General features: G+C 62.6%; 24 protein-coding genes. 9 read left to right on the plus strand and 15 right to left on the minus strand.

Translation table 11 applies throughout. From position 1 onward, the window contains the following. Positions 1 to 48 precede the first annotated feature (48 nt). The 6 genes from prpD to J3A71_RS19515 all read right to left on the minus strand — a co-directional run bounded on the left by prpD (position 49) and on the right by J3A71_RS19515 (position 8,518). Entirely contained in the window at positions 49 to 1,533 is a 1,485-nt protein-coding gene (prpD, locus tag J3A71_RS19490; protein WP_016485916.1) for a 2-methylcitrate dehydratase, read from the minus strand. 72 nt (positions 1,534 to 1,605) lie between these two features. Continuing rightward, on the minus strand, positions 1,606 to 2,796 hold the full coding sequence (prpF, locus tag J3A71_RS19495) for a 2-methylaconitate cis-trans isomerase PrpF (RefSeq protein ID WP_070086792.1): 1,191 nt from the start codon (positions 2,794 to 2,796) through the stop codon (positions 1,606 to 1,608). Between the two features lie 150 nt (positions 2,797 to 2,946). Next, positions 2,947 to 5,535, minus strand: coding sequence for a Fe/S-dependent 2-methylisocitrate dehydratase AcnD (gene acnD, locus J3A71_RS19500; RefSeq protein ID WP_016485914.1), 2,589 nt, complete (start codon positions 5,533 to 5,535; stop codon positions 2,947 to 2,949). A gap of 193 nt (positions 5,536 to 5,728) precedes the next feature. Beyond that, positions 5,729 to 6,856 (minus strand): 2-methylcitrate synthase, encoded by a 1,128-nt coding sequence (prpC, locus tag J3A71_RS19505; RefSeq protein ID WP_016485913.1) that lies wholly within the window; start codon positions 6,854 to 6,856, stop codon positions 5,729 to 5,731. 58 nt (positions 6,857 to 6,914) lie between these two features. After that, a complete protein-coding gene (gene prpB, locus J3A71_RS19510) occupies positions 6,915 to 7,805 on the minus strand; it encodes a methylisocitrate lyase (RefSeq protein WP_016485912.1) in 891 nt (296 codons plus the stop codon). After that, positions 7,802 to 8,518 (minus strand): GntR family transcriptional regulator, encoded by a 717-nt coding sequence (locus J3A71_RS19515; RefSeq protein ID WP_016485911.1) that lies wholly within the window; start codon positions 8,516 to 8,518, stop codon positions 7,802 to 7,804. Before J3A71_RS19515 ends, prpB begins: the two co-directional genes overlap by 4 nt. A gap of 306 nt (positions 8,519 to 8,824) precedes the next feature. Between J3A71_RS19515 and J3A71_RS19520 the strand changes: the two genes are divergently transcribed. From J3A71_RS19520 to J3A71_RS19540, 5 genes are all read left to right on the plus strand, one after another. Continuing rightward, positions 8,825 to 9,361 (plus strand): ATP-dependent zinc protease, encoded by a 537-nt coding sequence (locus J3A71_RS19520; RefSeq protein WP_209953107.1) that lies wholly within the window; start codon positions 8,825 to 8,827, stop codon positions 9,359 to 9,361. A 5-nt stretch (positions 9,362 to 9,366) separates the two neighbouring features. Next, on the plus strand, positions 9,367 to 10,902 hold the full coding sequence (locus J3A71_RS19525) for an inactive transglutaminase family protein (RefSeq protein WP_016485909.1): 1,536 nt from the start codon (positions 9,367 to 9,369) through the stop codon (positions 10,900 to 10,902). After that, entirely contained in the window at positions 10,902 to 11,882 is a 981-nt protein-coding gene (locus J3A71_RS19530) for an alpha-L-glutamate ligase-like protein (protein ID WP_060518838.1), read from the plus strand. Before J3A71_RS19525 ends, J3A71_RS19530 begins: the two co-directional genes overlap by 1 nt. Positions 11,883 to 12,090: 208 nt before the next feature. Then, positions 12,091 to 13,434 (plus strand): aminodeoxychorismate synthase component I, encoded by a 1,344-nt coding sequence (gene pabB / locus J3A71_RS19535; RefSeq protein ID WP_016485907.1) that lies wholly within the window; start codon positions 12,091 to 12,093, stop codon positions 13,432 to 13,434. 79 nt (positions 13,435 to 13,513) lie between these two features. After that, the gene (locus tag J3A71_RS19540; RefSeq protein ID WP_016500538.1) at positions 13,514 to 14,248 is read left to right on the plus strand and encodes a phosphoadenylyl-sulfate reductase; all 735 of its coding nucleotides are present in this window, start codon (positions 13,514 to 13,516) and stop codon (positions 14,246 to 14,248) included. Between the two features lie 39 nt (positions 14,249 to 14,287). Here J3A71_RS19540 and cysB read toward each other — a convergent pair whose 3' ends face one another. The 3 genes from cysB to J3A71_RS19555 all read right to left on the minus strand — a co-directional run bounded on the left by cysB (position 14,288) and on the right by J3A71_RS19555 (position 16,971). Next, complete coding sequence (gene cysB, locus J3A71_RS19545; protein WP_016485905.1) at positions 14,288 to 15,262, minus strand: HTH-type transcriptional regulator CysB; 975 nt, start codon at positions 15,260 to 15,262, stop codon at positions 14,288 to 14,290. A 128-nt stretch (positions 15,263 to 15,390) separates the two neighbouring features. After that, positions 15,391 to 15,888 (minus strand): universal stress protein, encoded by a 498-nt coding sequence (locus J3A71_RS19550; RefSeq protein WP_016485904.1) that lies wholly within the window; start codon positions 15,886 to 15,888, stop codon positions 15,391 to 15,393. Positions 15,889 to 16,023: 135 nt separating this feature from the next. Then, positions 16,024 to 16,971, minus strand: coding sequence for a putative 2-dehydropantoate 2-reductase (locus J3A71_RS19555; RefSeq protein WP_060518840.1), 948 nt, complete (start codon positions 16,969 to 16,971; stop codon positions 16,024 to 16,026). A 233-nt stretch (positions 16,972 to 17,204) separates the two neighbouring features. Between J3A71_RS19555 and J3A71_RS19560 the strand changes: the two genes are divergently transcribed. Beyond that, positions 17,205 to 18,281, plus strand: a complete 1,077-nt coding sequence (locus J3A71_RS19560) for a 3-deoxy-7-phosphoheptulonate synthase (RefSeq protein WP_016485902.1) — start codon at positions 17,205 to 17,207, stop codon at positions 18,279 to 18,281. Between the two features lie 135 nt (positions 18,282 to 18,416). On the opposite strand, the gene J3A71_RS19565 is transcribed toward J3A71_RS19560, so the two are convergent. Continuing rightward, positions 18,417 to 18,698 (minus strand): GNAT family N-acetyltransferase, encoded by a 282-nt coding sequence (locus tag J3A71_RS19565; protein WP_003250290.1) that lies wholly within the window; start codon positions 18,696 to 18,698, stop codon positions 18,417 to 18,419. 508 nt (positions 18,699 to 19,206) lie between these two features. On the opposite strand from J3A71_RS19565, the gene oprI reads away from it, so the two are divergent. After that, the gene (oprI, locus tag J3A71_RS19570; RefSeq protein ID WP_003259780.1) at positions 19,207 to 19,458 is read left to right on the plus strand and encodes an outer membrane lipoprotei OprI; all 252 of its coding nucleotides are present in this window, start codon (positions 19,207 to 19,209) and stop codon (positions 19,456 to 19,458) included. Positions 19,459 to 19,590: 132 nt separating this feature from the next. Here the strand turns inward: oprI and J3A71_RS19575 are convergent, their stop codons facing one another. The 3 genes from J3A71_RS19575 to J3A71_RS19585 form a co-directional block, all read right to left on the minus strand. Next, positions 19,591 to 20,568 (minus strand): L,D-transpeptidase family protein, encoded by a 978-nt coding sequence (locus tag J3A71_RS19575; RefSeq protein ID WP_016485901.1) that lies wholly within the window; start codon positions 20,566 to 20,568, stop codon positions 19,591 to 19,593. Positions 20,569 to 20,681: 113 nt separating this feature from the next. Continuing rightward, complete coding sequence (locus J3A71_RS19580; RefSeq protein WP_016485900.1) at positions 20,682 to 20,972, minus strand: hypothetical protein; 291 nt, start codon at positions 20,970 to 20,972, stop codon at positions 20,682 to 20,684. Positions 20,973 to 21,030: 58 nt separating this feature from the next. Continuing rightward, entirely contained in the window at positions 21,031 to 21,636 is a 606-nt protein-coding gene (locus J3A71_RS19585) for an arylesterase (RefSeq protein ID WP_016485899.1), read from the minus strand. A gap of 10 nt (positions 21,637 to 21,646) precedes the next feature. On the opposite strand from J3A71_RS19585, the gene J3A71_RS19590 reads away from it, so the two are divergent. Together J3A71_RS19590 and J3A71_RS19595 are read left to right on the plus strand one after the other, a co-directional pair. Further along, positions 21,647 to 22,330, plus strand: a complete 684-nt coding sequence (locus J3A71_RS19590; RefSeq protein WP_016485898.1) for an ABC transporter ATP-binding protein — start codon at positions 21,647 to 21,649, stop codon at positions 22,328 to 22,330. Continuing rightward, positions 22,330 to 24,837 (plus strand): ABC transporter permease, encoded by a 2,508-nt coding sequence (locus J3A71_RS19595; RefSeq protein WP_096425869.1) that lies wholly within the window; start codon positions 22,330 to 22,332, stop codon positions 24,835 to 24,837. The genes J3A71_RS19590 and J3A71_RS19595 overlap by 1 nt, the downstream gene beginning before the upstream one ends. Positions 24,838 to 24,901: 64 nt before the next feature. Here J3A71_RS19595 and greB read toward each other — a convergent pair whose 3' ends face one another. Both greB and J3A71_RS19605 read right to left on the minus strand, forming a co-directional pair. Next, on the minus strand, positions 24,902 to 25,375 hold the full coding sequence (gene greB, locus J3A71_RS19600) for a transcription elongation factor GreB (RefSeq protein ID WP_096425868.1): 474 nt from the start codon (positions 25,373 to 25,375) through the stop codon (positions 24,902 to 24,904). 11 nt (positions 25,376 to 25,386) lie between these two features. Next, positions 25,387 to 25,695 carry a hypothetical protein gene (locus tag J3A71_RS19605; protein WP_016485895.1) on the minus strand — a complete coding sequence of 103 codons (309 nt, stop codon included), beginning with the start codon at positions 25,693 to 25,695 and terminating at the stop codon, positions 25,387 to 25,389. Positions 25,696 to 25,827 lie beyond the last annotated feature (132 nt).

Below are 25,827 nucleotides of genomic sequence, written 5' to 3' on the forward strand. Positions count from 1 at the left end.
CCCGGCAGCGATGCCGGGGCTTTTTTGTTTCAGGCTGTACTGGCAACCTCAGATCACAAACAAATCCACAAACCTGTGCACCGCCATCCCCTCCAGCCGCTGCTGGTCCTTGCACACATTCACAATCTGCGCACACCGCTGACGGGCAAATCGCGTCCCCAGGTTTGCCCTGAACTTGGCCTCCAGCAGCGGTATGCCCTCCCCGCGCCGCCGCCGGTGCCCGATCGGGTACTCCACCACGACCTGCGCGGTACTGCTGCCATCCTTGAAAAACACCTGCAGCGCGTTGGCAATCGAGCGCTTGTCCGGCTCCAGATACTCGCGACTGAAGCGCGGGTCTTCGACCACCTCCATCTTCTCGCGCAGGCGGTCGATGCTCGGGTGGTTGGCATGGAAGGCATCCTCATAATGCTCGGCCATCAAATGACCAAAGATCAGCGGTATCGCCACCATGTACTGCAGGCAGTGGTCACGATCGGCAGCATTGGCCAGCGGCCCACTCTTGGAAATGATGCGGATCGCCGACTCCTGAGTGGTGATGACAATACGGTCGATTTCATGCAGGCGGTTGCGCACCAGTGGATGCAGGGTTACCGCCGCCTCGCAGGCGGTCTGGGCGTGGAATTCGGCAGGGAAACTGACCTTGAACAGCACGTTTTCCATCACGTAGCTGCCCAAGGCCTGCGACACACGCAACGCCTGCTGCCCGGCAGGTTTGAGTGCCAGGTCTTTGTTGGTATGGCTGAACAACACGTCGTAGAAGCCCCACTGCGGGGCCGTGAGCACGCTCGGCACGCCCATCTCCCCGCGCAGGGCGATATCGGCCAGGCGCACGCCCCGGCTGGAAGCATCACCAGCGGCCCAGGACTTGCGCGAACCTGCATTGGGCGCGTGGCGATAGGTACGCAGGGCCTGACCGTCGACAAAGGCGTGGGACAAGGCCGAGAGCATCTGCTCGCGATTGGCCCCCATCAGCCTGGCACACACGGCGGTTGAAGCCACCTTCACCAGAATCACATGATCGAGGCCGACGCGGTTGAATGAATTTTCCAGTGCCAGCACACCCTGGATCTCATGCGCCATGACCATGGCCTCAAGCACATCACGCATCAGCAGCGGTGCCTCACCTGCGGCTACATGTTTCTGGGACAGGTGATCAGCAACAGCCAGGATACCGCCAAGGTTATCCGAGGGATGAGCCCATTCAGCGGCCAGCCAGGTGTCGTTGTAGTCCAGCCAGCGCACCGTGCAGCCGATGTCCCAGGCAGCCTTGACCGGGTCCAGACGGTAGGCGGTGCCGGGGACGCGGGCACCATTGGGGACCAGCGTGCCTTCCACCTGAGGGCCGAGGAGCTTGGTGCATTCAGGGAAACGCAGGGCCAGCAGGCCGCAGCCAAGGGTGTCCATCAGGCAATTGCGCGCGGTGTCCAGGGCCTCGAGGGACTCGACCCGGTAGCCGAGGGCGTAGTCGGCCAGGGTTTGCAGCACCCGATCGTAGTCCGGGCGGTCGTTGAGGTCTACGTTGGCGCTCATATCCAGCTCCCTTCAGAATTGCCGGGGCTGCGGTGCAGCCCCAACGAACTAAAGCCGAGCGCCAGTGGTGCTTTAGAAGCTGTCGCCAGGCACGCGAACCCAGCCTTCCATCAGCACGCGAGCACTGCGGCTCATGATTGCCTTGGTTACTGTCCACTCCCCCCCCACCTGCCGCGCCTCGGCCCCGACCCGCAGGGTGCCCGAAGGGTGGCCAAAACGCACAGCGCTACGCTCGCCCCCACCAGCGGCGAGGTTGACCAGCGTGCCCGGAATGGCCGCCGCAGTGCCGATCGCCACCGCCGCCGTACCCATCATGGCATGGTGCAGCTTGCCCATCGACAAGGCCCGCACCAACAGGTCGATATCACTTGCCTGCACCGACTTGCCACTGGACGCAGTGTAGGTGCTCGGTGGCGCAACGAACGCCACTTTTGGTGTGTGCTGACGCCCGGCAGCCTGTTCAACGTTGTCGATCAGCCCCATGCGCACGGCGCCATGGGCGCGAATGGTCTCGAACCGCAGCAGCGCCTGAGGGTCGCCGTTGATGGCGTCCTGCAGTTCGGTACCGGTGTAGCCGAGATCGGCAGCGTTGATAAAAATGGTCGGGATACCAGCATTGATCAAGGTCGCCTTGAAGGTGCCGACACCCGGCACTTCCAGGTCATCAATCAGCTGGCCGGTAGGGAACATGGCGCCGCCGTCGCCGTCTTCATCGGCTGCCGGGTCAAGAAACGCCAGTTGCACCTCGGCGGCCGGGAAGGTCACGCCGTCGAGCTCGAAATCGCCGGTCTCCTGGACTTCACCTTCGGTGATCGGGACGTGGGCGATGATGGTCTTGCCGATATTCGCCTGCCAGATACGCACCGTGGCGATGCCGTTGCGCGGAATGCGCGCCGGGTCGACCAGGCCGCTGCTGATGGCGAACGAACCCACTGCGGCGGACAGGTTGCCGCAGTTGCCGCTCCAGTCGACGAAGGCCTTGTCGATGCTGACCTGGCCGAACAGGTAGTCGACATCGTGCTCAGGCTTGATGCTTTGCGACAGGATCACGGTCTTGCTGGTGCTCGACGTCGCGCCGCCCATGCCGTCGATCTGCTTGCCGTAAGGGTCAGGGCTGCCAATGACCCGCAGCAGCAGTGCGTCGCGCGCGGGGCCGGGGATTTGCGCCTGTTCGGGCAGGTCTTGCAGGCGGAAGAACACGCCCTTGCTGGTGCCGCCACGGATATAGGTAGCGGGGATTTTGATCTGGGGTACATGTGCCATTGTCTTGGGCATCCTGATAGTCCGGTGAAATACCCTGGGGCTGCTATGCAGCCCTTTCGCGACACAAGGCCGCTCCCACAGGTACTGCGCCGCCCGTTGTGGGAGCGGCCTTGTGTCGCGATGGGCCGCAATGCGGCCCCCGATTCATGTTCAGGCGGTCGCTTCGAGGAAGTCCTGGGCAAAGCGCTGCAGCACGCCGCCCGCTTCGTAGATCGACACCTCCTCTGCAGTGTCCAGGCGGCAGGTCACCGGCACTTCCAGGCGCTCGCCAGTGGCGCGGGTAACCACCAACGTCAGGGTCGCCCGTGGCGTACGCGCGCCAATCACGTCATAGGTCTCGCTGCCGTCCAGGCCCAGAGTCTTGCGGTCGGTGCCTGGCTTGAACTCCAGCGGCAATACACCCATGCCCACCAGGTTGGTGCGGTGTATGCGCTCGAAGCCCTCGGCGACAATGGCCTCGACACCCGCCAGGCGCACGCCCTTGGCCGCCCAGTCACGGGACGAACCCTGGCCGTAGTCGGCGCCGGCAACAATGATCAGCGGCTGTTTACGCTGCATGTAGGTCTCGATTGCCTCCCACATGCGGGTGACCTTGCCTTCCGGCTCGATACGCGCCAGCGAGCCCTGCTTCACGCTACCGTCTTCCTTGCGCACCATTTCATTGAACAGCTTGGGGTTGGCGAAAGTGGCACGCTGAGCGGTCAGGTGGTCGCCACGGTGAGTGGCGTAGGAGTTGAAGTCCTCTTCCGGCAAGCCCATCTTCGCCAGGTACTCACCGGCGGCGCTGTCGAGCATGATGGCGTTGGACGGCGACAGGTGGTCGGTGGTGATGTTGTCCGGCAGTACCGCCAGCGGGCGCATGCCGCGCAGGGTACGCTCACCCGCCAATGCGCCTTCCCAATAAGGGGGGCGACGGATGTAGGTGCTCATCGGGCGCCAGTCATACAGCGGCGCTACCTTCGGCCCACGGTCTTCCTCGATGGCGAACATCGGGATATACACCTTGCGGAACTGTTCTGGCTTCACCGCAGCACGCACCACGGCATCAATCTCTTCATCACTCGGCCAGATGTCCTTGAGGCGGATTTCCTTGCCATCGACCACGCCCAGCACATCCTTTTCGATGTCGAAGCGGATGGTACCGGCAATGGCATAGGCCACCACCAGCGGCGGCGAGGCCAGGAAGGCCTGCTTGGCATACGGGTGGATACGCCCGTCGAAGTTGCGGTTGCCCGACAGCACGGCGGTGGCGTACAGGTCGCGGTCGATGATTTCTTGCTGGATCGCCGGGTCCAGGGCACCGGACATCCCGTTGCAGGTGGTGCAGGCGAAGGCGACGATGCCGAAACCGAGTTGCTCCAGCTCCTTCTCCAGCCCCGCTTCTTCCAGGTACAGCTGCACAGCCTTGGAACCTGGCGCCAGCGACGACTTGACCCACGGTTTGCGGGCCAGCCCCAGCCTGTTGGCATTGCGTGCAATCAGGCCAGCGGCGATCACGTTACGCGGGTTGCTGGTGTTGGTGCAGCTGGTGATCGCGGCAATGATTACCGCGCCGTCCGGCATCTGCCCAGGCACCTCTTCCCAGCTACCGGCAATGCCTTTGGCTGCCAGGTCGCTGGTAGCCACGCGAGCGTGCGGGTTGGACGGGCCGGCCATATTGCGCACCACGCTCGCCAGGTCGAAGCGCAGGGTGCGCTCGTAGACGGCGCCGCCCAGGCTGTCAGCCCACAGGCCGGTGGCCTTGGCATAGGTTTCCACCAGCTTGACCTGCTGCTCTTCACGGCCGGTCAGGCGCAGGTAGTCGATGGTCTGCTGGTCGATGGCGAACATCGCTGCGGTGGCGCCGTATTCCGGCGCCATGTTGGAAATGGTGGCGCGGTCGCCCAGGGTCAGGGCCCGGGCACCTTCACCGTGAAACTCCAGATAGGCGCCAACTACCTTCTGTTTGCGCAGGAATTCGGTCAATGCCAGCACCAGGTCGGTGGCGGTGATGTTCGGTGCCAGCTTGCCGGTCAGCTCGACGCCGACGATTTCCGGCAGGCGCATCCAGGAGGCGCGGCCGAGCATCACGTTCTCTGCTTCCAGGCCGCCCACGCCGATGGCGATCACGCCCAAGGCATCAACATGCGGGGTGTGGCTATCGGTGCCGACGCAGGTGTCCGGGTAGGCCACACCGCGGTCGTTGTGGATGACAGGCGACATCTTCTCCAGGTTGATCTGGTGCATGATGCCGTTGCCCGGCTGGATCACGTCGACGTTCTTGAACGCCTTCTTGGTCCAGTTGATGAAGTGAAAGCGGTCTTCGTTGCGGCGGTCTTCAATGGCGCGGTTCTTTTCGAAGGCCTGCGGGTCGAAGCCACCGCACTCCACTGCCAGCGAGTGGTCGACGATCAGTTGCACCGGTACCACCGGGTTGACGGCAGCTGGGTCGCCCCCCTTCTCGGCAATGGCATCGCGCAGGCCGGCGAGGTCGACCAGCGCGGTCTGGCCGAGGATGTCGTGGCACACCACGCGGGCCGGGAACCATGGGAAGTCGAGGTCGCGCTGGCGCTCGATCAGCTGGCCCAGCGAGGCGTCGAGGGTTGCCGGGTCGCAGCGGCGCACCAGGTTCTCGGCGAGCACGCGGGACGTGTAAGGCAGGCCGTCGTAGGCGCCGGGCTTGATCGCCTCCACCGCCGCACGGGCATCGAAGTAGTCCAGGTCGGTGCCTGGCAGGTGCTTGCGAAATGCTGTGTTCATATCGTTATCAGGCTCGGTCACGGTACGGTCGTGGATAGCTTTCTAATTGCTGTCCTGTGTTGGCTGGTCCGGCTTCATCGCCGGCAAGCCAGCTGCTACAGGTGCAGCGCAAGCCTCAAGGGCGGTGCAACACCTGTGGGCGCTGGCTTGCCGGCGATGAGGCCGGACCAGGCCACCCCACAGGTTCGGTCTGTCAGCGCTGCTCGATGGGCACGAACTGACGCTGCTCGACGCCGACATACTCGGCGCTCGGGCGGATGATGCGGTTGTTGGCGCGCTGCTCGAAGACGTGCGCCGCCCAGCCGGTCAGGCGCGAACAGACGAAGATCGGGGTGAACAGCTTGGTCGGAATGCCCATGAAGTGATACGCCGACGCATGGTAGAAGTCAGCGTTGGGGAACAGGCGCTTCTGCTCCCACATGGTCTTGTCGATGGCTTCGGAAACCGGGTACAGCACGGTGTCGCCCACTTCGTCAGCCAACTGCTTCGACCAGCCCTTGATCACCTCGTTGCGCGGGTCGGACTCTTTGTAGATGGCGTGGCCAAAGCCCATGATCTTGTCCTTGCGCTCCAGCATGCGCAGCAGCTCGGCAGTGGCTTCCTGCGGGCTCTGGAAACGCTCGATCAACTCCATCGCTGCCTCGTTGGCCCCCCCGTGCAGCGGGCCGCGCAGCGAACCGATGGCGGCCGTGACGCAGGAGTACAGGTCGGACAAGGTCGACGCGCAGACGCGGGCGGTGAAGGTCGAGGCGTTGAACTCGTGCTCGGCGTAGAGGATCAGCGACACATTCATGACCTTGACGTGCAGCTCGCTCGGCTTCTTGCCGTGCAGCAGATGCAGGAAGTGGCCGCCGAGCGTGTCTTCGTCACTGGTGCAGTCGATGCGTACGCCATGGTGGGTAAAGCGGTACCAGTAGCACATCACTGCCGGGAACAGCGCCAGCAAGCGGTCGGTCTTGTCACGCTGGGCTTCAAAGGTCAGCTCTGGCTCCAGGGTGCCCAACACCGAGCAACCGGTGCGCATCACGTCCATCGGGTGAGCGTCACGCGGGATACGTTCCAGTACTTCTTTCAAGGCTTGCGGCAGGTCACGCAGGCCCTTGAGCTTGCGCTTGTAGTCATCCAGCTCGGCCTGGGAGGGTAGTTCGCCGTACAGCAGCAGGTAAGCGACTTCTTCGAATTCGGCACCTGCTGCCAGGTCACGTACGTCGTAACCGCGATAGGTCAGCCCGGCACCGGCCTGGCCCACGGTCGACAGTGCGGTCTGGCCGGCCACCTGACCGCGCAGACCTGCGCCACTGAGTACTTTCGCTTCGGCCATGGTGTTTCTCCTTTCTTGAACTTGTTATGGATTTGCTCTGGCTAATTCGGGGTGTTGCTCAGCCCTTTTTCTGGGCAAACAGCGCGTCGAGGCTCTGCTCGAAGGCGTGATAACCAATGGCATCGTAGAGCTCCATGCGGGTCTGCATGGTGTCGATCACGTTTTTCTGGGTGCCGTCGCGGCGCAGCGCGGTGTATACGTTCTCGGCCGCCTTGTTCATGGCTCGGAACGCCGACAGCGGGTACAGCACCAGAGACACGTCGACCGAGGCCAGCTCTTCGGTGGTATACAGCGGCGTGGCGCCGAATTCGGTGATATTGGCCAGAATCGGTGCCTTCACCCGATCAGCGAACGTCTTGTACATCTGCAACTCGGTGATGGCCTCCGGGAAGATCATGTCGGCGCCAGCCTCGATGCACGCCTCGGCGCGATCAAGGGCTGCGTTCAGGCCTTCGACGGCCAGGGCATCGGTACGCGCCATGATCACGAAGCTGTCGTCGCTGCGGGCATCGACGGCCGCCTTGATGCGGTCGACCATTTCCTGCTGGCTGACGATTTCCTTGTTCGGGCGGTGGCCACAGCGTTTGGCGCCAACCTGGTCCTCGATATGGATGGCGGCAGCGCCGAACTTGCTCATCGAGCGCACGGTGCGGGCGACGTTGAAAGCCGACGCACCGAAGCCGGTGTCGACATCCACCAGCAACGGCACGTCGCACACGTCGGTAATCCTGCGCACATCGGTGAGCACGTCATCCAGGCCGGTGATGCCCAGGTCCGGCAGGCCCAGCGAGCCTGCGGCCACACCGCCACCGGACAGGTAGATGGCCTTGAAGCCGGCGCGCTTGGCCAGCAGCGCATGGTTGGCGTTGATGGCGCCAACCACCTGCAGTGGATGCTCGGCGGCAACGGCATCGCGAAAACGCTGACCGGGGGTGCTCTTCACAGTCATTTCTCACCTCGTGGGCTGTTGTTGTGGGCGTCCAGATAGTGACGCTCGATGTTGCGCTTGGACGCGCCGATGTGGCGGCGCATCAGGAGTTCGGCCAGCTCGCCGTCACGGTCGGCGATGGCATCGAGTATGCGGTGGTGTTCGGCAAACGCCTGGCGTGGCCGATTGGGCGTGGCAGAGAACTGGATGCGATACATGCGCACCAATTGGTACAGTTCGCCGCACAGCATCTTGACCAGGGTCTGGTTGCCGCTGCCCTGGATGATCCGGTAATGGAAGTCGTAGTCGCCTTCCTGCTGGTAGTAACCCAGGCCGGCCTGAAACGCAGCATCGCGCTCATGGGTATCGAGCACCCGGCGCAGTTCGTCGATGTCGCCTTGGCTCATGCGTTCGGCAGCCAGGCGGCAGGCCATGCCTTCCAGCGACTCGCGAATTTCGTAGAGCTCGATCAGCTCGGCGTGGTTCAACGACACCACGCGCGCCCCAACATGCGGCACGCGCACTAACAGGCGCTGGCCCTCCAGGCGGTGGATGGCCTCGCGCAGCGGCCCGCGACTGATGCCGTAGGTGCGCGCCAGCTCCGGCTCGGAAATCTTGCTGCCGGGGGCGATTTCGCCCTTGACGATGGCCGCCTGAATGCGCCTGAAGACGTTTTCAGACAAGGTTTCCGTTTCGTCTGTCAGCACCGGGCTGGGGGTGGAAAGGTCCTGCATATTGTCGACACCTTGAAAATCTATTCGCCAGAAATTAGCGAACTAAAGCGACCCAGTCAAAGAAAAAATGAATATTGTCGACAATCGTCTAAGAACGAACTAACCCCACCCAGGTGATGTCAGATCGCGCACCGCTGGCGTCAAGACGTCGGCGTGATAGAATGCCGCGCCTCCGTTGGGGTATGGATAGCCTGTCTGTCATACATTCATGCTTGTTGACAGATACAAGAGGAAGGTTGCGCAGTCGTTGCCAGTCGCCTTGACCAGAACCTTGCCTAGAACCTTGCACTGCACCGCGCCAGGATTATGAGACTTACACCCGTTTTATTGCTGCTATGCCTCACCCTGCTGCCGGCCCTTGGCCAAGCTGCGGGCAAGACCGTCTATGGCCTGAACGAATATGCACGGCTGGGCGACCTGGACCTGGAAGTGGCTGCCAAGCTCGACACCGGTGCCAAGACCGCCTCGCTCAGCGCCCGTGACATCAAGCGCTTCAAGCGCAACGGCGAAAGCTGGGTGCGCTTCTACCTGGCCATCGATGCTGCCCATTCGCGCCCGATCGAGCGTCCGCTGGCACGCGTGAGCAAGATCAAGCGCCGGGCCGGCGACTATGATGCCGAATCGGGCAAGGCCTACACGGCACGCCCGGTCATCGAACTTGAAATCTGCATGGGCCAGGCCATGCGCACCATCGAAGTCAACCTCACCGACCGCAGCGCCTTCCAGTTCCCGCTGCTGATCGGCTCCGAGGCGCTCAAGCACTTCGACGCGCTGGTCGACCCAAGCCTTAAATATGCGGCCGGCAAACCTGCCTGTGCCACCGACGCTCCCAAAGCAGAGTAATCCCGATGCGCTCTCTTACCCTCCATCTGAAAGTCCTGATCACCGTACTGGTGCTACTGGGCGTGGCGGTCACGGCCTATCAGATCTTCTTCCTCGGCATTCCGGTGACCGAAGACGAAACCGACGACCTGTGGAACATCGACGCCAAGGTCGAGTTTGTGGCCAGCACCAAGGACCCGGTCAAGGTGCAGATGTTCGTGCCACCACTGAACCGCGACTACGTGAGCCTCAACGAGAGCTTCATCTCCAACAATTACGGGGTGAGCGTCAACCGCGCCGACGGCAACCGCAAGGTCACCTGGTCGGCCCGTCGCGCCAGCGGCAACCAGACCCTCTACTACCGCCTGGTGCTTACCAAGCGCTACAGCAACGAAAAGACCACGGTCAAAGGCCCGACCTTCCGGGACAGCCTGGCTATCGAAGGCCCCGAGAAGATCGCCGCCGAAGCCCTGATGGCGCCGATTCGCCAGCACTCCGCCGACGTCGAGACCTTCGTCAGCGAGACCATCAAGCGGGTCAACAACCTCAATGACGACAACGTCAAGCTGCTGCTGGCCGGCGACACCTCACCGATGAAGAAAGCTCAGGTCATCGACCTGCTGTTGTCGATTGCCCACGTGCCGATGGAAAAGGTGCACACCATCCGCCTGGTGGCTGACACCCCGCAAACCCCGGAGCTATGGCTGCGCAGCTTCAACGGTAACGACTGGCTGTACTTCAACCCCGACACCGGTGAACAAGGCCTGCCCAACGATCGCCTGCTGTGGTGGACCGGTGACGACAACCTGATCACCGTCGATGGCGGCAAGAAGGCCAACGTTACCTTCAGCATGAACAACAGCGAGATGAACGCCATCCGCCTGGCCAAGCTGACCGACGAGAACACCGACGCCGACTTCCTCGAGTATTCGCTGTACGGCCTGCCGTTGCAGACCCAGCAAACCTTCATGATCATGGTAATGATCCCGATCGGCGTGCTGGTGATTCTGGTCCTGCGCAACCTGGTCGGCCTGCAGACCCTGGGTACCTTCACCCCGGTGCTGATCGCCCTGGCGTTCCGCGAAACGCAGCTAGGCTTCGGCATCGTGCTGTTCACGGTGATTACCGCCCTTGGCCTGTCGCTACGCTCGTACCTCGAACACCTCAAGCTGCAAATGCTGCCACGCCTGTCGGTGGTGCTGACCTTCGTCGTGGTGCTGATCGCAGCCATCAGCCTGTTCAGCCACAAGCTCGGCCTTGAGCGCGGGCTGTCGGTGGCGCTGTTCCCGATGGTGATCCTGACCATGACCATCGAGCGCCTGTCGATCACCTGGGAAGAGCGTGGCGGTGGCCATGCCATGAAAGTGGCCATTGGCACCCTGTTTGCCGCCTCGGTGGCGCACCTGCTGATGATGGTGCCCGAGCTGGTGTACTTCGTGTTCACGTTCCCGGCCGTGCTGCTGATCCTGGTGGGCTTCATGCTGGCGATGGGCCGCTACCGTGGCTACCGCCTGACCGAACTTCTCCGCTTCAAGGCATTCCTGAAGAAGGCTGACGCCTGATGTTTGGCCTGATCAAGACGTGGAAAGCCCTGGAGGCCCGGGGCATCATGGGTATCAACCGGCGCAACGCGGACTACGTGTTGAAGTACAACAAGCGCAGCCTGTACCCGATCGTCGACGACAAGATCATCACCAAGGAGCGCGCCCTGGCGGCCGGCATCCATGTGCCGGAAATGTACGGCATCATCGAAACCGAGAAAGAAATCGAGAAGCTCGACCAGATCATTGGCGGGCGCAGTGATTTCGTCATCAAGCCGGCGCAAGGCGCCGGCGGTGATGGCATCCTGGTGATCGCCGACCGCTTCGAGGACCGCTACCGCACGGTATCGGGCAAGATCATCAGCCATGAGGAAATCGAGCACCAGATTTCGAGCATCCTCACTGGCCTGTACTCGCTGGGCGGGCACCGCGACCGGGCGCTGATCGAGTACCGGGTTACCCCCGACCAGATCTTCAAAAGCATCAGTTACGAAGGTGTGCCGGACATCCGCATCATTGTACTGATGGGTTACCCGGTAATGGCCATGCTGCGCCTGCCGACCCGCCAGTCCGGCGGCAAGGCCAACCTGCACCAGGGCGCCATCGGCGTAGGCGTTGACCTGGCCACCGGCGTAACCCTGCGCGGTACCTGGCTGAACAACATCATCAGCAAGCACCCGGATACCACCAACGCAGTGGACGGCGTGCAGTTGCCGAACTGGGACGGTTTCATGAAACTGGCCGCCGGCTGCTATGAACTGTGCGGGCTGGGTTACATCGGTGTGGACATGGTACTGGACCAGGAGAAGGGCCCACTGATTCTGGAGCTCAACGCCCGTCCGGGCCTGAACATCCAGATTGCCAACGACTGCGGCCTGACCCAGCGCACACATGCCATCGAGGCGCACATCGAAGCACTGGCCAAGGACGGCATCAGCGAAGATGCCGAACAGCGGGTTCGGGTAGCTCAGGGTTTGTTCGGGCACGTGCCTAACCGCTGAATTTCCGGGGCTGCCTTGCAGCCCTTTCGCAGCACAAGGCTGCTCCTACAGGTACTGCGCAGGTTTCCAGGGCTGCGTTTCACCTGCAGGAGCAGCCTTGTGCTGCGAATGGGCCAAACACTCTGTTGAATGTCGCGCCCAGTGCTAGGCGCTTTTCCTGCACAGGTCTACAATCGCCCTCCTCGCTTTTACATCGCCGTCCACACTGATGCCGACCTGTACGCTTTACCCCCTGCCCTACCAGCCCGACCCTGCCGCGTATTTCGCCCGCCTGCGCCAGGCCCCTGGGGCGATTCTGCTGGACAGCGCCCGCCCCGGCGCCGAACGCGGCCGCTTCGACCTGCTCAGCGCGTGGCCGCTGCAGCAGCTTCAAGCGCACCCCGGTGAACAAGGCCGCGCCTTCCTCCAACGCTTGCGCGCCGGCCTGGCGCAACTGGGCCATGCGCAACTGCCCGAAGGCAGCGCGCTACCCTTCGCCGGGGGCCTGATCGGCTACCTGAGCTACGATTTCGGCCGCCGTCTGGAACACCTGCCCAGCCTGGCTGTGGACGACCTTGGCCTGCCCGACGCACAACTGGGTCTGTATGCCTGGGCACTGGTCAGTGACCATATGCATGGCACCAGTCAACTGGTGTTCCACCCAAGCCTGGCAGACAGCGAACGTGAACGCCTGATCACGCTTTTCGAAAGCGCCAGCAGCACCGCAATTGGCGACTTCCAGTTGCGCGCGCCGATGGCCGGCGACCTGCAGCCTGAACAGTACCGGGCCGCCTTCGACCAGGTACAACGCTACATCCAGGCCGGCGATTGCTACCAGATCAACCTTACCCAACGCTTCCGCGCACCCTGCCAAGGTGACCCCTGGCGGGCCTATCAGGCCCTGCGGCAAGCCTGCCCGACGCCGTTTTCCGGCTACCAGCAACTGGCCGACGGCAGCGCGTTGCTGAGCTTTTCGCCTGAGCGCTTCATCCGCGTCAGCCAGGGCCAGGTTGAGACCCGACCAATCAAGGGCACGCGCCCACGTGCCCACGACCCGGTTGAAGACAAGCGCAATGCCGAAGAGCTGCTGCACAGCCCCAAAGACCGCTCGGAAAACCTGATGATCGTCGACCTGCTGCGCAACGACCTCGGGCGTACCTGCAAGATCGGTTCGGTGAAGGTACCGGAGCTGTTCAGCCTGGAGAGCTACCCTAACGTCCACCACCTGGTCAGCAGCATCACCGGCCAGTTGGCCAGCGACAAGGATGCCCTGGACCTGATCGGCGACAGCTTCCCCGGCGGCTCGATCACCGGGGCGCCGAAGATTCGCGCCATGCAGATCATCGACGAGCTGGAGCCGGCGCGCCGGGCGCTGTACTGCGGCTCGCTGCTGTATGTGGACGTGCGCGGCGAGATGGACAGCTCGATTGCCATTCGCAGCCTGCTGGTCAAAGACGGCCAGGTCAGTTGCTGGGGCGGCGGTGCCGTGGTGGCCGACTCCGAGTGGCAGGCCGAATATGAAGAGTCGATCGCCAAGGTGCGGGTGCTGATGCAGACCTTGCAGGGCCTGTGAGTCCGTCTAGCCCGCGTTTTTTTGTTACCATCACCTCACTACGAGCGCACAGCGCCACAGCCAAGATGGAAACCGCCTGATGAGCCAACCCTTCGACGTCGCCGCCCTGGCCGCGACCTACGCCAACAAGTCCCCACAGGATATTCTGAAGCTCGCCTTCGAGCATTTTGGTGATGACCTGTGGATTTCCTTCAGCGGCGCCGAGGACGTGGTGCTGGTCGACATGGCCTGGAAGCTGAACAAGCAGGTCAAGGTGTTCAGCCTCGACACCGGCCGCCTGCACCCGGAGACCTACCGGTTCATCGACCAGGTGCGCGAGCAGTACAACCTGCCGATTGAACTGCTCAGCCCCGACCGTGCCAAACTCGACCCGTTCGTCAAGGAAAAGGGCCTGTTCAGCTTCTACAAGGACGGCCACGGCGAGTGCTGCGGTATTCGCAAGATCGAGCCGCTGCGCCGCAAGTTGGCCACCGTGAGCGCCTGGGCTACCGGCCAGCGCCGCGACCAGAGCCCAGGCACCCGCAGCCAGGTGGCGGCACTGGAAATCGACAGCGCTTTCTCCACGCCCGAGCGCACCCTCTACAAATTCAACCCGCTGGCGCAGATGAGCAGTGAAGAAGTGTGGGGTTATATCCGCATGCTTGAGCTGCCATACAACAGCCTGCATGAGCGCGGCTTCATCAGCATCGGCTGCGAGCCATGCACCCGCCCGGTACTGCCAAACCAGCATGAGCGTGAAGGGCGTTGGTGGTGGGAAGAGTCAACGCAGAAGGAATGCGGGTTGCACGCAGGCAACCTGATCAGCAAGGCTTGAGATAGCCGGGGCTGCTTTGCAGCCCCCTGCAATCGTGGATCAGTGCACCGGCAGCTCAACACCGGCAAACAGCTCTTCGAGCTCTTGCTTGTTATGGCACTGAATGGCTTTGGCCATCACTTCGCGAGTCAGGTGCGGGGCAAACTTCTCGATGAAGTCGCACATGAAGCCACGCAGGAAGGTGCCACGGCGGAAGCCGATCTTGGTGATGCTGGCCTCGAACAGCTCGCTGGCATCCAGGGCCACCAGGTCATTGTCGAGTTTGGCGTCCACGGCCATACCCGCGACGATACCCACGCCCAGCCCAAGCCGCACATAGGTCTTGATCACGTCGGCGTCTGCCGCGGTAAACACCACTTTTGGCGTGAGGCCACGGTGGTTGAAGGCTTCGTCCAGCTTCGAGCGCCCGGTGAAACCAAACACGTAGGTCACGATCGGGTATTCGGCAACTGCTTCGAGGGTGAGTTTCGGCAGCTTGGCCAGCGGATGCCCCTGGGGCACCACAACACAGCGGTTCCACTTGTAGCACGGCATCATGATCAGGTCGCCAAACAGCTCCAGCGCCTCGGTGGCGATGGCGAAGTCGACCGTACCGTCCGCAGCCATCTCGGCAATCTGCATGGGCGAACCCTGGTGCATGTGCAGCGACACTTCCGGGTATTGCTTGATGAAACTGCTGATCACCGGCGGCAAGGCATAGCGCGCCTGGGTGTGGGTGGTGGCGATGGACAGCGTCCCCTTCTTCTCGTTAGAGAATTCCTGGGCGATCTGCTTGATGCTCTCGACCTTGCGCAGGATTTCGCCGGCGGTATTGATGATGCGCTCACCGGCCGGCGTGACACGGGTCAGGTGCTTGCCGCTGCGAGCAAAGACTTCAACACCCAGTTCGTCTTCGAGCAGGCGGATCTGCTTGCTGATACCAGGCTGGGAGGTATACAGGCTCTGCGCCGTCGCGGAGACGTTGAGGTCATGGTGCGCCACTTCCCAGATGTAGCGCAGTTGTTGAAGCTTCATAGGTTCCCCTCGGTTCAGCGATGAGTCCGCGGCAGCAGGCAGCGACGATATATAACTATATTAGTGGTTCTGGAAATAAATCTAGAACTATTTTGTTACATGCCCCCGCAAACAGCCTACGGCCATCTTCACACTTTCCTACGCCCCAGATGCTGCGCCAACGGCACCATGTACACCGGCACCGGCGACAGCTGCAGCAGCCGCACCGCCGTACGCCCCAAGGGCACATCCACACCGGCACCGGCGCTGTGGCTGCCGAAAATCAACAGGTCAACGCTCAACCGCTGCGCCTGGTCAAGGATCACCTGCGCGGGGTCACCTTGGCGTACCCGCACCGCTTTGATCACTGCCAGGTCGGCCTCCTCGCCCAGCTCATCGCGGAAGCTCTCCAGCACGCGCTGCTCAATGTTGGCCATCACCGTGCTCACCCCCTGGCTGTGCAACTGGTCAAGCGTCTGCTCATCGAGATAGCTTTGCAGCAGGGATTCGGCGAATTGCCCCATTGGCTCCACCGCATGGATCACATACAGCTCGGCATTGAACGTGCGCGCCAAGGCCAGCGCGTGCTGCATCACAAAAGGGGCGTAGACACCGAGGTCGGTGGCGTACAGCATGGAGCGGATCATTCGACCTCCTCGACTGCCGCAGCGGCAGAGCAAGCTTCAGCTTAGCAGCGCACCGGACACACGCTTTGCCGTCCGGCGCGCTACCGGCACGGGCTGGAGGCCCCGCAAAATCGCGCCATCGGGGTCAAAGCCAGCTCAGCGGGGTCGATCGCTGTCGTCGAGAAAACTCAGTGCCTGGTACAACATTTCGGTGCGTGGCAAGCTGCAGCCTGCCGCACGTGCACGCGCCAGCGGTTCAGCATAGATAGCCTGCAGTTCCAACGGGCGCATGAGGGCATAGTCGTGATACATACTTGGCCAGTAGTCGGGCATGCGCTCAGTCATCTGGAACAGGTGCTCGGCATAGCCCTCGGGCAATACGTGCCCGCAGGCGCCAGCGCCTTGCACCACCTCAGCCATCAAGGCCTGTATCAGGGCACGGCTGTGGCTGCTTGCCATCAGCCCGGTGGTGCCTTCACCCAGCAGCACCGACAGGCCGTTATAAGGCACGTTCCATACAAGCTTCTGCCAGCGCGCCAAGTCCAGGTTCGGCATGGCCTGCGAATCGATGCCCGCCGCCTGAAACAACCCGGCACCTTCCCTGACAACTGCGGCACCACCCTCACGGGCCGGCCCACTGTGATAGCCCAGGTTGACCGCCCCCAGGGCCTGGTGACGAATTACACCCGGCGCGTGGCGGTTGACGCAGATGAAGCACAGGCCGCCGAGCAGGTGCATGTCGCCACGTAATGCCGGACGCAGCTGCTCTTCCACACCCAGGCCGTTTTGCAGCAGTAAAACCTTGGCGCCCGGCGCAGCAGCCTGCACGATCACAGGCGCCAGCTGGTCATTGCTGGTGGCCTTGGCACCGACCAGTAACCAGTCGCAAGCCGGCATATCTGCGGCATTGGCATAGGCCTGCACCTTCATCAGCAGCTTGCCGTGCACCGCACTGTCCAGCGCCAACCCCTGTTCGCGTACAACCTGATACTCGCTGCGCAGCAGAAAATGCACGTCGAAACCCGCGCGAGCCAGCATCACACCATAGAAGCCACCGATAGCCCCACTGCCAATGATGCCAATGCGTGGTGTGTGCGGATGCATGCGGACCTCCCGGGAAATATCAGCCTTCTTTTTACACCGCTTGCGCACTGTCAGGTAGCCCATCGACACCAGCGCGCTAAAGGAGCAGGTAAAACAGCACGCTGACGGGACTTGCGCCCATTGTCGCGCCACCCGTAACGCGCTAAGGTTCGGCTCCCCGCTGCGATTATTCTTGCTGCTGGGCCGCACGGGGATAGTTGGCGGCCGGCACCCGTGACCTGACGAGTAACACGATGGCTGATTTACCGATCGATGACTTGAACGTTGCCTCCAACGAGACCCTGATCACCCCCGATCAGCTCAAGAAGGAAATCCCCCTCAGCGCCAAGGCCCTGCAGACCGTGACTGCCGGCCGTGAAGTGGTGCGCAATATTCTCGACGGCAAGGACCATCGCCTGTTCGTCGTGGTCGGCCCTTGCTCCATCCACGACATCAAGGCCGCCCACGAATACGCCGAGCGCCTGAAGGTACTGGCCGAAGAAGTGTCCGATACGCTGTACCTGGTCATGCGTGTGTACTTCGAAAAGCCGCGCACCACCGTCGGCTGGAAAGGCCTGATCAACGACCCGTACCTGGATGACTCGTTCAAGATCCAGGATGGCCTGCACATCGGCCGTCAGTTGCTGCTGGACCTGGCCGAAATGGGCCTGCCGACCGCTACCGAAGCACTGGACCCGATTTCCCCGCAATACCTGCAAGACCTGATCAGCTGGTCGGCCATCGGCGCCCGCACCACCGAATCGCAGACCCACCGCGAAATGGCCTCAGGCCTGTCCTCGGCGGTCGGCTTCAAGAACGGCACTGATGGCGGCCTGACCGTTGCCATCAATGCCCTGCAGTCGGTGTCCAAGCCACACCGCTTCCTCGGCATCAACCAGGAAGGCGGCGTGTCGATCGTCACCACCAAGGGTAATCCGTATGGCCACGTGGTACTGCGCGGCGGTAACGGCAAGCCTAACTACGACTCGGTCAGCGTCGCCCTGTGCGAGCAGGACCTGGCCAAGGCCAAGATCAAGGCCAACATCATGGTCGATTGCAGCCACGCCAACTCCAACAAGGACCCGGCCCTGCAACCACTGGTAATGGAGAACGTTGCCAACCAGATTCTGGAAGGCAACCAGTCGATCATCGGCCTGATGGTCGAAAGCCACCTGAACTGGGGCTGCCAGTCGATTCCGAAAGATTTGAACGAATTGCAGTACGGCGTCTCGATTACCGACTCGTGCATCGACTGGTCGGCGACCGAGAAGACCCTGCGCAGCATGCACGCCAAGCTCAAGGATGTGCTGCCGCAGCGTAAGCGTGGCTGAGTGATGTAGAAAAAGCGGGGCCGCTTCGCGCCCCATCGCGGCACAAGGCCGCTCCCACAGGTCTATGCGATTTCCTGTAGGAGCGGCCTTGTGCCGCGATGGGGCGCGAAGCGGCCCCGCTTTTTTAGGGGTGCGTCAGGCCTTGCTCGAGTGCCGCTGCTGGCGCTCCATGTAGCGTTCCACGTATGAGCAGGACGGGATCACCGTGTAGCCCATCTGTTCAGCGTACTCCAGAGCCCGCTCGGTCAGTGCGGCAGCAATGCCGCGGCCCCGCAAGGCGTTGGGCACGAAGGTGCGATAGATGTCCAGCGTCTGCTTGCCCAGATCCATGTACGTAAGATAGGCACGATGACCGTCCACGTTGGTCTCGAACTGATGACCGGCCTGGTCATGGTGGATGGTCAGCGCTTCGCTCATCACTACTCCTCGCAGGTCTTCTCGGCAGACCCATACCTTAACCGATGGTGGTTTATCCGGCGCAAAATCCTCGACGCCACCTGTTGCCCCTTCGACCTCTGGACGATTGTAATCGTTCGAAGCCTCTGGCACTCACAAGATAGTAGGCGCCGCGAATGGGATTGCTCAAGGTGGCGGTGGCTAAAAAAGGGTGAAAATGCTGAGAGAGCGACTCTTCCCTGTACGCTCAATAGCCGCCGGATGTTGTAGGGCTTAAGACGTCCAAAGACAGTTAAAGTCACCGTTAGTTCAACAAAAAAGTTCCTGTACTACAACAGCTTGGGAACCGTGCACGTTTTTTTCACGTGCGCGTCGCAAATCTTGTCGGGACGGCGTCTAGCCACATTTTTTTTGCAGTTCTTGCGCTCAGTCAGTTTACTTACTACAAGTAATGGGTACTATGTACGCCGGCCAGTTTCTCTTTCCTGAGAGATGGCTCTTTAATAGAAAGTCCTTGAAGGGGAACACGATGAACAACGTTCTGAAATTCTCTGCTCTGGCTCTGGCCGCAGTTCTGGCTACCGGTTGCAGCAGCGTATCCAAAGAAACCGAAGCTCGTCTGACTGCGACTGAAGACGCAGCAGCTCGCGCTCAAGCTCGTGCTGACGAAGCCTACCGTAAGGCTGACGACGCACTGGCAGCCGCTCAGAAGGCTCAGCAGACCGCTGACGAAGCCAACGAGCGCGCTCTGCGTATGCTGGACAAAGCCAGCCGCAAGTAATAATCCTCACGGATTGTTAAGAAGCCGACCCACTTGTGGGTCGGCTTTTTTATTGCCTGCCAGCCAGGCAAACACGCCCGACATTCACGAAAAGGCCCGCACTTAGGCGGGCCGTGATGTGTCGCAATTACCTTACTGCAGTTCAGGCGGAATGCTCGACACCATTGGCGCGCCACCCTGGGTCTCGACCGGCACGGCAATTTCTACCGGCATGCCATCTTCTGCAGCCACCACGTCACGCACCATGTCCCAGTTCATGCGCAGGTTATTGGCCAAGTCTTCACGCTTGAGCAGCGCATTGATAACTGCGGTGTGTTTGTCGACCACCGAAGGGTTACCCTGATCGTCCAGCGGCGTGTGCGCCTCCAGATAGACCTTGCCGCCGCTGATACCGAACTTGTAAGGCTCATTGATGATGCGCACCGGAGTGCCCACAGGCACCATCTTCGACAGTTCCAGCACGTTGTTGTTGAGCATCCGGAAGCAGCCGTGGCTGGTACGCATGCCAATGCCGAACTTCTTGTTCGATCCATGGATCAAGTAGCCCGGCACGCCCAAGGTAAACTTGAACGGCCCCAGCGGGTTATCAGGGCCAGCCGGTACCACAGTCGGCAGGATGTCACCGTCCGCCGCGTGCTCTTTGCGGATCGAAGCGGGTGGCGTCCAGGTCGGATTTGGCGTCTTGGCGGTGATCTTGGTGTTGGCGATCGGCGAACCCCAACCCTCACGGCCAATGCCCAGCGGGAAGGTATGCACCACGTTCTGCCCTTTCGGGTAGTAGTACAGGCGGTACTCGGCCAGGTTGATGACAATACCTTCACGCGGGCCCGGCGGCAGGACGTAGCGGGTCGGCAGGATGATCTCGGTACCGGCGCCCGGCAGCCAAGGGTCGACACCCGGGTTGGCGGCAATCATTTCCAGGTAGCCGAGGTCGTTGGCGGTGCCGATGTCGGCGAACGTATCCTCGTACTTTGCCTTGATCACATGCACCTGGCCGACGATGTCTTCACCGGGCGGTGGCAGTGGCAGCTCCAGCGCAGCAGCGGGGCCCGCTACCAGCAGGGCGGCCAGGGACAGGCTACGGGTGACGGCAGGAAAGCGCGGCAACATCCGGTAAATCCTTCGAAAGGTGGGTCAAGAGGATCGATTGTACACCCGCACCGATGCAAGCGGGAGGCATTGGCGCGATGCAAGCGTTTCAGATGATGAAAGGTGCGTGCCGTTCAGCTGGCTTGCAGCTCTGGCCAGACCGGGCGCATGCCGCGCCGTTGAGCGTCGAGGATGGCACGGCACAAGTCACACAGGCGGCTGTCGCGGTAGATCGCGCGCGGCACCCCTGACCAACGCGGCTGCGCTGGCAGCAGGCCGCCGCACAAGGTACGGTCTACCGGCACGCCCAGCTCAAGCTGGCGGGCCACCAGGTGGACACGGATTTCCTGGCAGGCGAACAGGTCGAGCTGCTCGTCGGGCTCGATCAGTTGATAGGCATACAAGGACCAGGCAGGGCGCGGCATCGGGTGCACTCGAAACGGGGGGCGCAACATTAGCCGAAAGCCCGCCCCGTTTAAAGCATCACAGCAAGGGTTTTATCGCCGGCCAGGCATTTTCCAGCAGGCGCTGCTGGGCACCCTGGGCCGGGTGGATGCCATCGGCCTGCATCAATTCGGGCACCCCTCCTACCCCTTCGAGGAAAAACGGCACCAACGGCACCTGCATGTCCGCGGCCAGCTGCTCATACACCTTGGCAAAAGCGGTGGTATAGCGCACGCCGTAATTGGGTGGCAGGCGCATGCCCAGCAGCAGCACCTTGGCGCCGGCCTGCCGCGCGCTCCCGATCATCGAGGCAAGATTTTGTTGCAATTGCGCGGGCGGCTGCCCCCGCAGGCCATCGTTGCCGCCCAGCTCCAGCACCACCAGGTCCGGTTTATGCGCGGCAAGCAGCGCCGGGAGCCGCGCCTGGCCACCTGCGCTGGTGTCGCCACTGATTGACGCATTGATCACTTTGTCGTCGAAACCTTCGTCCTTGAGACGGGTCTGCAACAGGGTGACCCAACCCTGGCGGGTATCCAGGCCAAAACCGGCGCTGATACTATCGCCAACAACCAGCAGTGTTCCCGCCGCCGCGCTCTGGGCCAGGCAATACAGGGCCAGACCGGCACTCAACCACCACACTCGCATCGGATTCTCCATGGGCCCCAACATACTCGTTGCGCAGAACCTTAGCAAAGTGGTCCCCAGCGCGGAAGGTGACCTTACCATCCTCCACGCACTCTCCCTCGAGCTGGCCAAAGGCGACAGCCTGGCCATCGTCGGCGCCTCGGGCTCGGGCAAGTCGACCCTGCTCGGCCTACTCGCCGGCCTCGACCAGCCCAGCGCGGGCAAAGTCCTCCTCGCCGGCACCGACCTGGGGCCACTGGATGAAGACCAGCGCGCCCGGGTACGTGCCGAACATGTGGGCTTTGTGTTCCAGTCATTCCAGCTGCTCGACAGCCTGAATGCGCTGGAGAACGTGATGCTGCCACTGGAACTGGACGGCCGCCGCGACGCCCGCGAACAGGCGCGCAGCCTGCTGGAACGGGTCGGCCTGGGCAAGCGCCTGAGCCACACCCCGCGCCAACTGTCGGGCGGCGAACAGCAGCGGGTAGCCATCGCCCGCGCCTTCGCCGCGCAGCCTGCGGTGTTGTTTGCCGACGAACCCACCGGCAACCTCGACAGCCACACAGGCGAGCGCATCAGCGACTTGTTGTTTGAACTGAACAAAGAGCGCGGTACTACCCTGGTGCTGGTCACCCATGACGAACGCCTGGCCCGACGCTGCCGCCGCCAGATCCGCCTGGATGCGGGGCGCTTGGTGGCCCCGGTGGAGGCTTGATGAAACATATGCCGTTGTCCCGCCTGTACGGCCTGGCCCTGCGCCAGTTGCTACGCGACCTTCGCGCCAGCGAAGTACGCGTGCTGTTCTTCGCCCTGCTGGTGGCGGTGGCAGCCAGCACCGCCATCGGCTACTTCGGTGCACGCCTGAATGGCGCCATGCAACTGCGCGCCAGCGAATTCCTGGGCGCCGACCTGGTGCTGCAGGGCAGTGCCCCCGCTCGCGAGCAACAGATCGCTACCGGCACGGCACTTGGCTTGCGCCACGCGCAGGTGATCGAGTTCACCAGTGTGGTGGGCGGCGACAACGGCATCCAGTTGTCCAGCGTCAAGGCCGCCGACGCTGCCTACCCATTGCGCGGGCAGGTACGCAGCGCACCGGCGCCCTATGCAGAGGAAATACCTGGTGGCGGCCCGGCACCTGGCGAGGCGTGGGTCGAGCCCCGCCTGTTGGCGGCGCTGGGGCTGGCGATTGGCGACAGCATCGACGTAGGCATGAAAACCCTGCGCATGAGCCGTGTGCTTACTTACGAACCGGACCGCGCCAACAACTTCTACAGCCTTACCCCAAGGGTGATGATGAACCTGGCCGACCTGGAAGCCACCGGTGTTATCCAGCCTGGCAGCCGGGTTACCTACCGCGACCTGTGGCGCGGCGATGCCGAGGCACTGACCCAATACCGCCAGGCCGTGGAAAAAGACCTGGCCGCCAACCAGCGCTTGCGCGACACACGCGATGGCAACCAGCAGATCGGTGGCGCCTTGGGCAAGGCCGAACGCTACCTGAACATGGCGAGTCTGGTGGCGGTGCTGCTGGCCGGGGTCGCCGTGGCCCTGTCGGCCAGCCGTTATGCCGCTCGGCGCCTGGATGCCAGCGCGCTGCTGCGCTGCCTGGGGCTCTCACGCCGCCAGGCACTGGGCCTGTATTGCCTGCAGTTGGCCATGCTCGGCCTGGTCGCCGCCTTTGCCGGCGCCCTGCTCGGCTGGCTGGCACAGCTGGGCCTGTTCCGCTTGCTGCACGGCCTGCTGCCGAGCGTGGTGCCGGCCGGCGGCATCGTCCCTGCCCTGGCTGGCATCGGCACCGGGCTGGTTGCACTGGCCGGCTTCGCCCTGCCGCCGATTGCTGCCTTGGGCCAAGTCCCGCCACTGCGGGTGCTGCGCCGTGATCTGTTGCCGATACCACCGAGCAGCTGGTTGGTGTACGGCGCCGCACTGTTTGCCTTGGGCCTGATCATGTGGCGCCTGAGCCTTGACCTGCTGCTCACCTTCGCCCTGCTCGGTGGCGGGCTGGTCGCCGCGCTACTGCTCGGTGGCTTGCTTTTGCTCGGTTTGCGCAGCCTGCGCCGGCTGTTGGCCGGCGCACCACTGGCCTGGCGCCTGGGGCTGGGCCAGTTGCTGCGCCACCCCACGGCAGCCGCCGGCCAGGCCTTGGCCTTCGGCCTGATCCTGCTCGCCATGGGGTTGGTCGCCCTGCTACGCGCAGAACTGCTCGACACCTGGCAAGCTCAGTTGCCAAAGGATGCCCCCAACCATTTCGCCCTGAACATCCTGCCGGATGACCGTGAACCGTTCGCTGAACGGCTGCATCAGGTCAATGCCACTTCAGCACCGCTATACCCGGTAACGCCCGGGCGCCTGGTGCAAATCAACCAGCAACCGGTACAGCAAATCGTCAGCAAGGATTCGGCGGGTGAGCGCGCCGTGCAGCGCGACCTCAGCCTGACCTGGGCCGCCGAGCTGCCCGAAGGCAATGCACTGACCGCCGGCAACTGGTGGCAAGCCTTGCCCGCCGACGACGAGACCCCTGGCGTTTCGGTGGAGGCCGAGCTGGCCAGCAGCCTGAAGCTTAAAATGGGCGACCTGCTGACCTTCGACATCGGCGGCCAGCAGCGCCAAGCGCGGGTCAGCAGCCTTCGCAGCGTGCACTGGGACAGCTTCCAGCCAAACTTCTACATGATCTTCCAGCCCGGCACGCTGCAGGGGCTACCGACCACCTACCTGACCAGCTTCTATCTGGCGCCGGGCCACGACCTGGACGTGGTGGCGCTGTCACGGGCATTCCCGGCAGTGACCATCTTGCAGGTGGATGCCTTGCTCGACCAACTGCGCAGCATCCTCGCCCAGGTGACCCTGGCAGTGGAGTATGTACTGGTCTTTGTGCTGGCTGCCGGGCTGGCGGTGCTGTTTGCCGGTTTGCAGGCAACGCTGGATGAACGCATTCGCCAGGGTGCCTTGCTCCGTGCGCTGGGGGCCGGGCGGCCATTGCTGGTCAAGGCACGGCGTATCGAGTTCGGCTTGCTGGGGGCAACCAGCGGATTGTTGGCCGCAGTGGGCTGTGAACTGATTACCCTGGTGCTGTACCGCTATGCCTTCGACTTGCAGTGGAGCCCGCACCCGTGGCTGCTGGCGTTGCCGCTGGCGGGGGCGCTGCTGGTGGGCGGTGCCGGAGTACTGGGCACGCGGCGGGCGTTGAATGCCAGCCCGTTGACGGTGTTGCGCGAGGGTTGAGGGTTACCTGCACCGGCCCCTTCGCGGGCGTGCCCGCGAAGGGGCCGGTGCAGGTAACATCAATTTATTGGCCGTAACTGATACTGTTGACATACCAGGTCGCTTCACCGGTAGGCGTGTGCACCACTACCTCATCGCCCTCCTCCTTCTTGAGCAAGGCGCGCGCCATGGGCGAGTCGATCGAGATGTAATCGTTGCGCCCGTAGATCTCGTCATAGCCGACAATGCGAAATTTCATGGTCTCGCCATCGTCATTCTCGACTTCGACCCAGGCACCGAAAAATACCTTGCCTTCCTGCTGAGATGAGTAGGCCACCACTTTTACATCTTCAAGACGCTTGCGCAGGTAACGCACCCGGCGGTCGATTTCGCGCAACAGCTTCTTGTTGTACTGATAGTCGGCATTCTCGCTGCGGTCGCCCAGCGACGCGGCCCAGGCAACCTTCTGGGTGATCTCCGGGCGATATACCCGCCACAGGTGGTCCAGTTCTTTCTTCAGCGCCTCATGGCCTTGCGTGGTGATGATGTTGGTACTCAACAGCGCACTCCTCAGCGGCGGGTAATAAGGCCTTGGCGCGCGATGCGGGTGAGGTGGCCAATGACTTCTGCGGCCTCGCCCGGCGCCGGGGCCTGAATTACGGCCAGGTCGAAACGGTCATTGCCGTATTGCGCCAGGTGGCAGCCGATTTCAGCGAACTGGATCAGAAAGGCACGCGCCTGGCCCTTGCGCCGGGACAGGCCTTCGAGATGACGCAAAAGGGTGGGCTGATGCTGACCACCGAGCAGAATGCGCGGTGTGCGGGTGGCCTGGCTGGCAGGCAAAGGGCTCAAACAGACACTGGTACGTGGACAACTCATGGAGCTTCTCTCCGCCTCGCGAATCCCGCTGGGCAGCGGTGGGAGGCGTCACCGAACCAGCGCTTTAGCGGTATTTCGGATGGCCCGGAGGTGGGGCTTTCCTGCGCCCCGCAAGTAGCTGTTTAAATCGGC

The organism is Pseudomonas sp. PvP089 (assembly GCF_017875165.1).
Classification (GTDB): Bacteria; Pseudomonadota; Gammaproteobacteria; order Pseudomonadales; family Pseudomonadaceae; genus Aquipseudomonas; species Aquipseudomonas fortuita.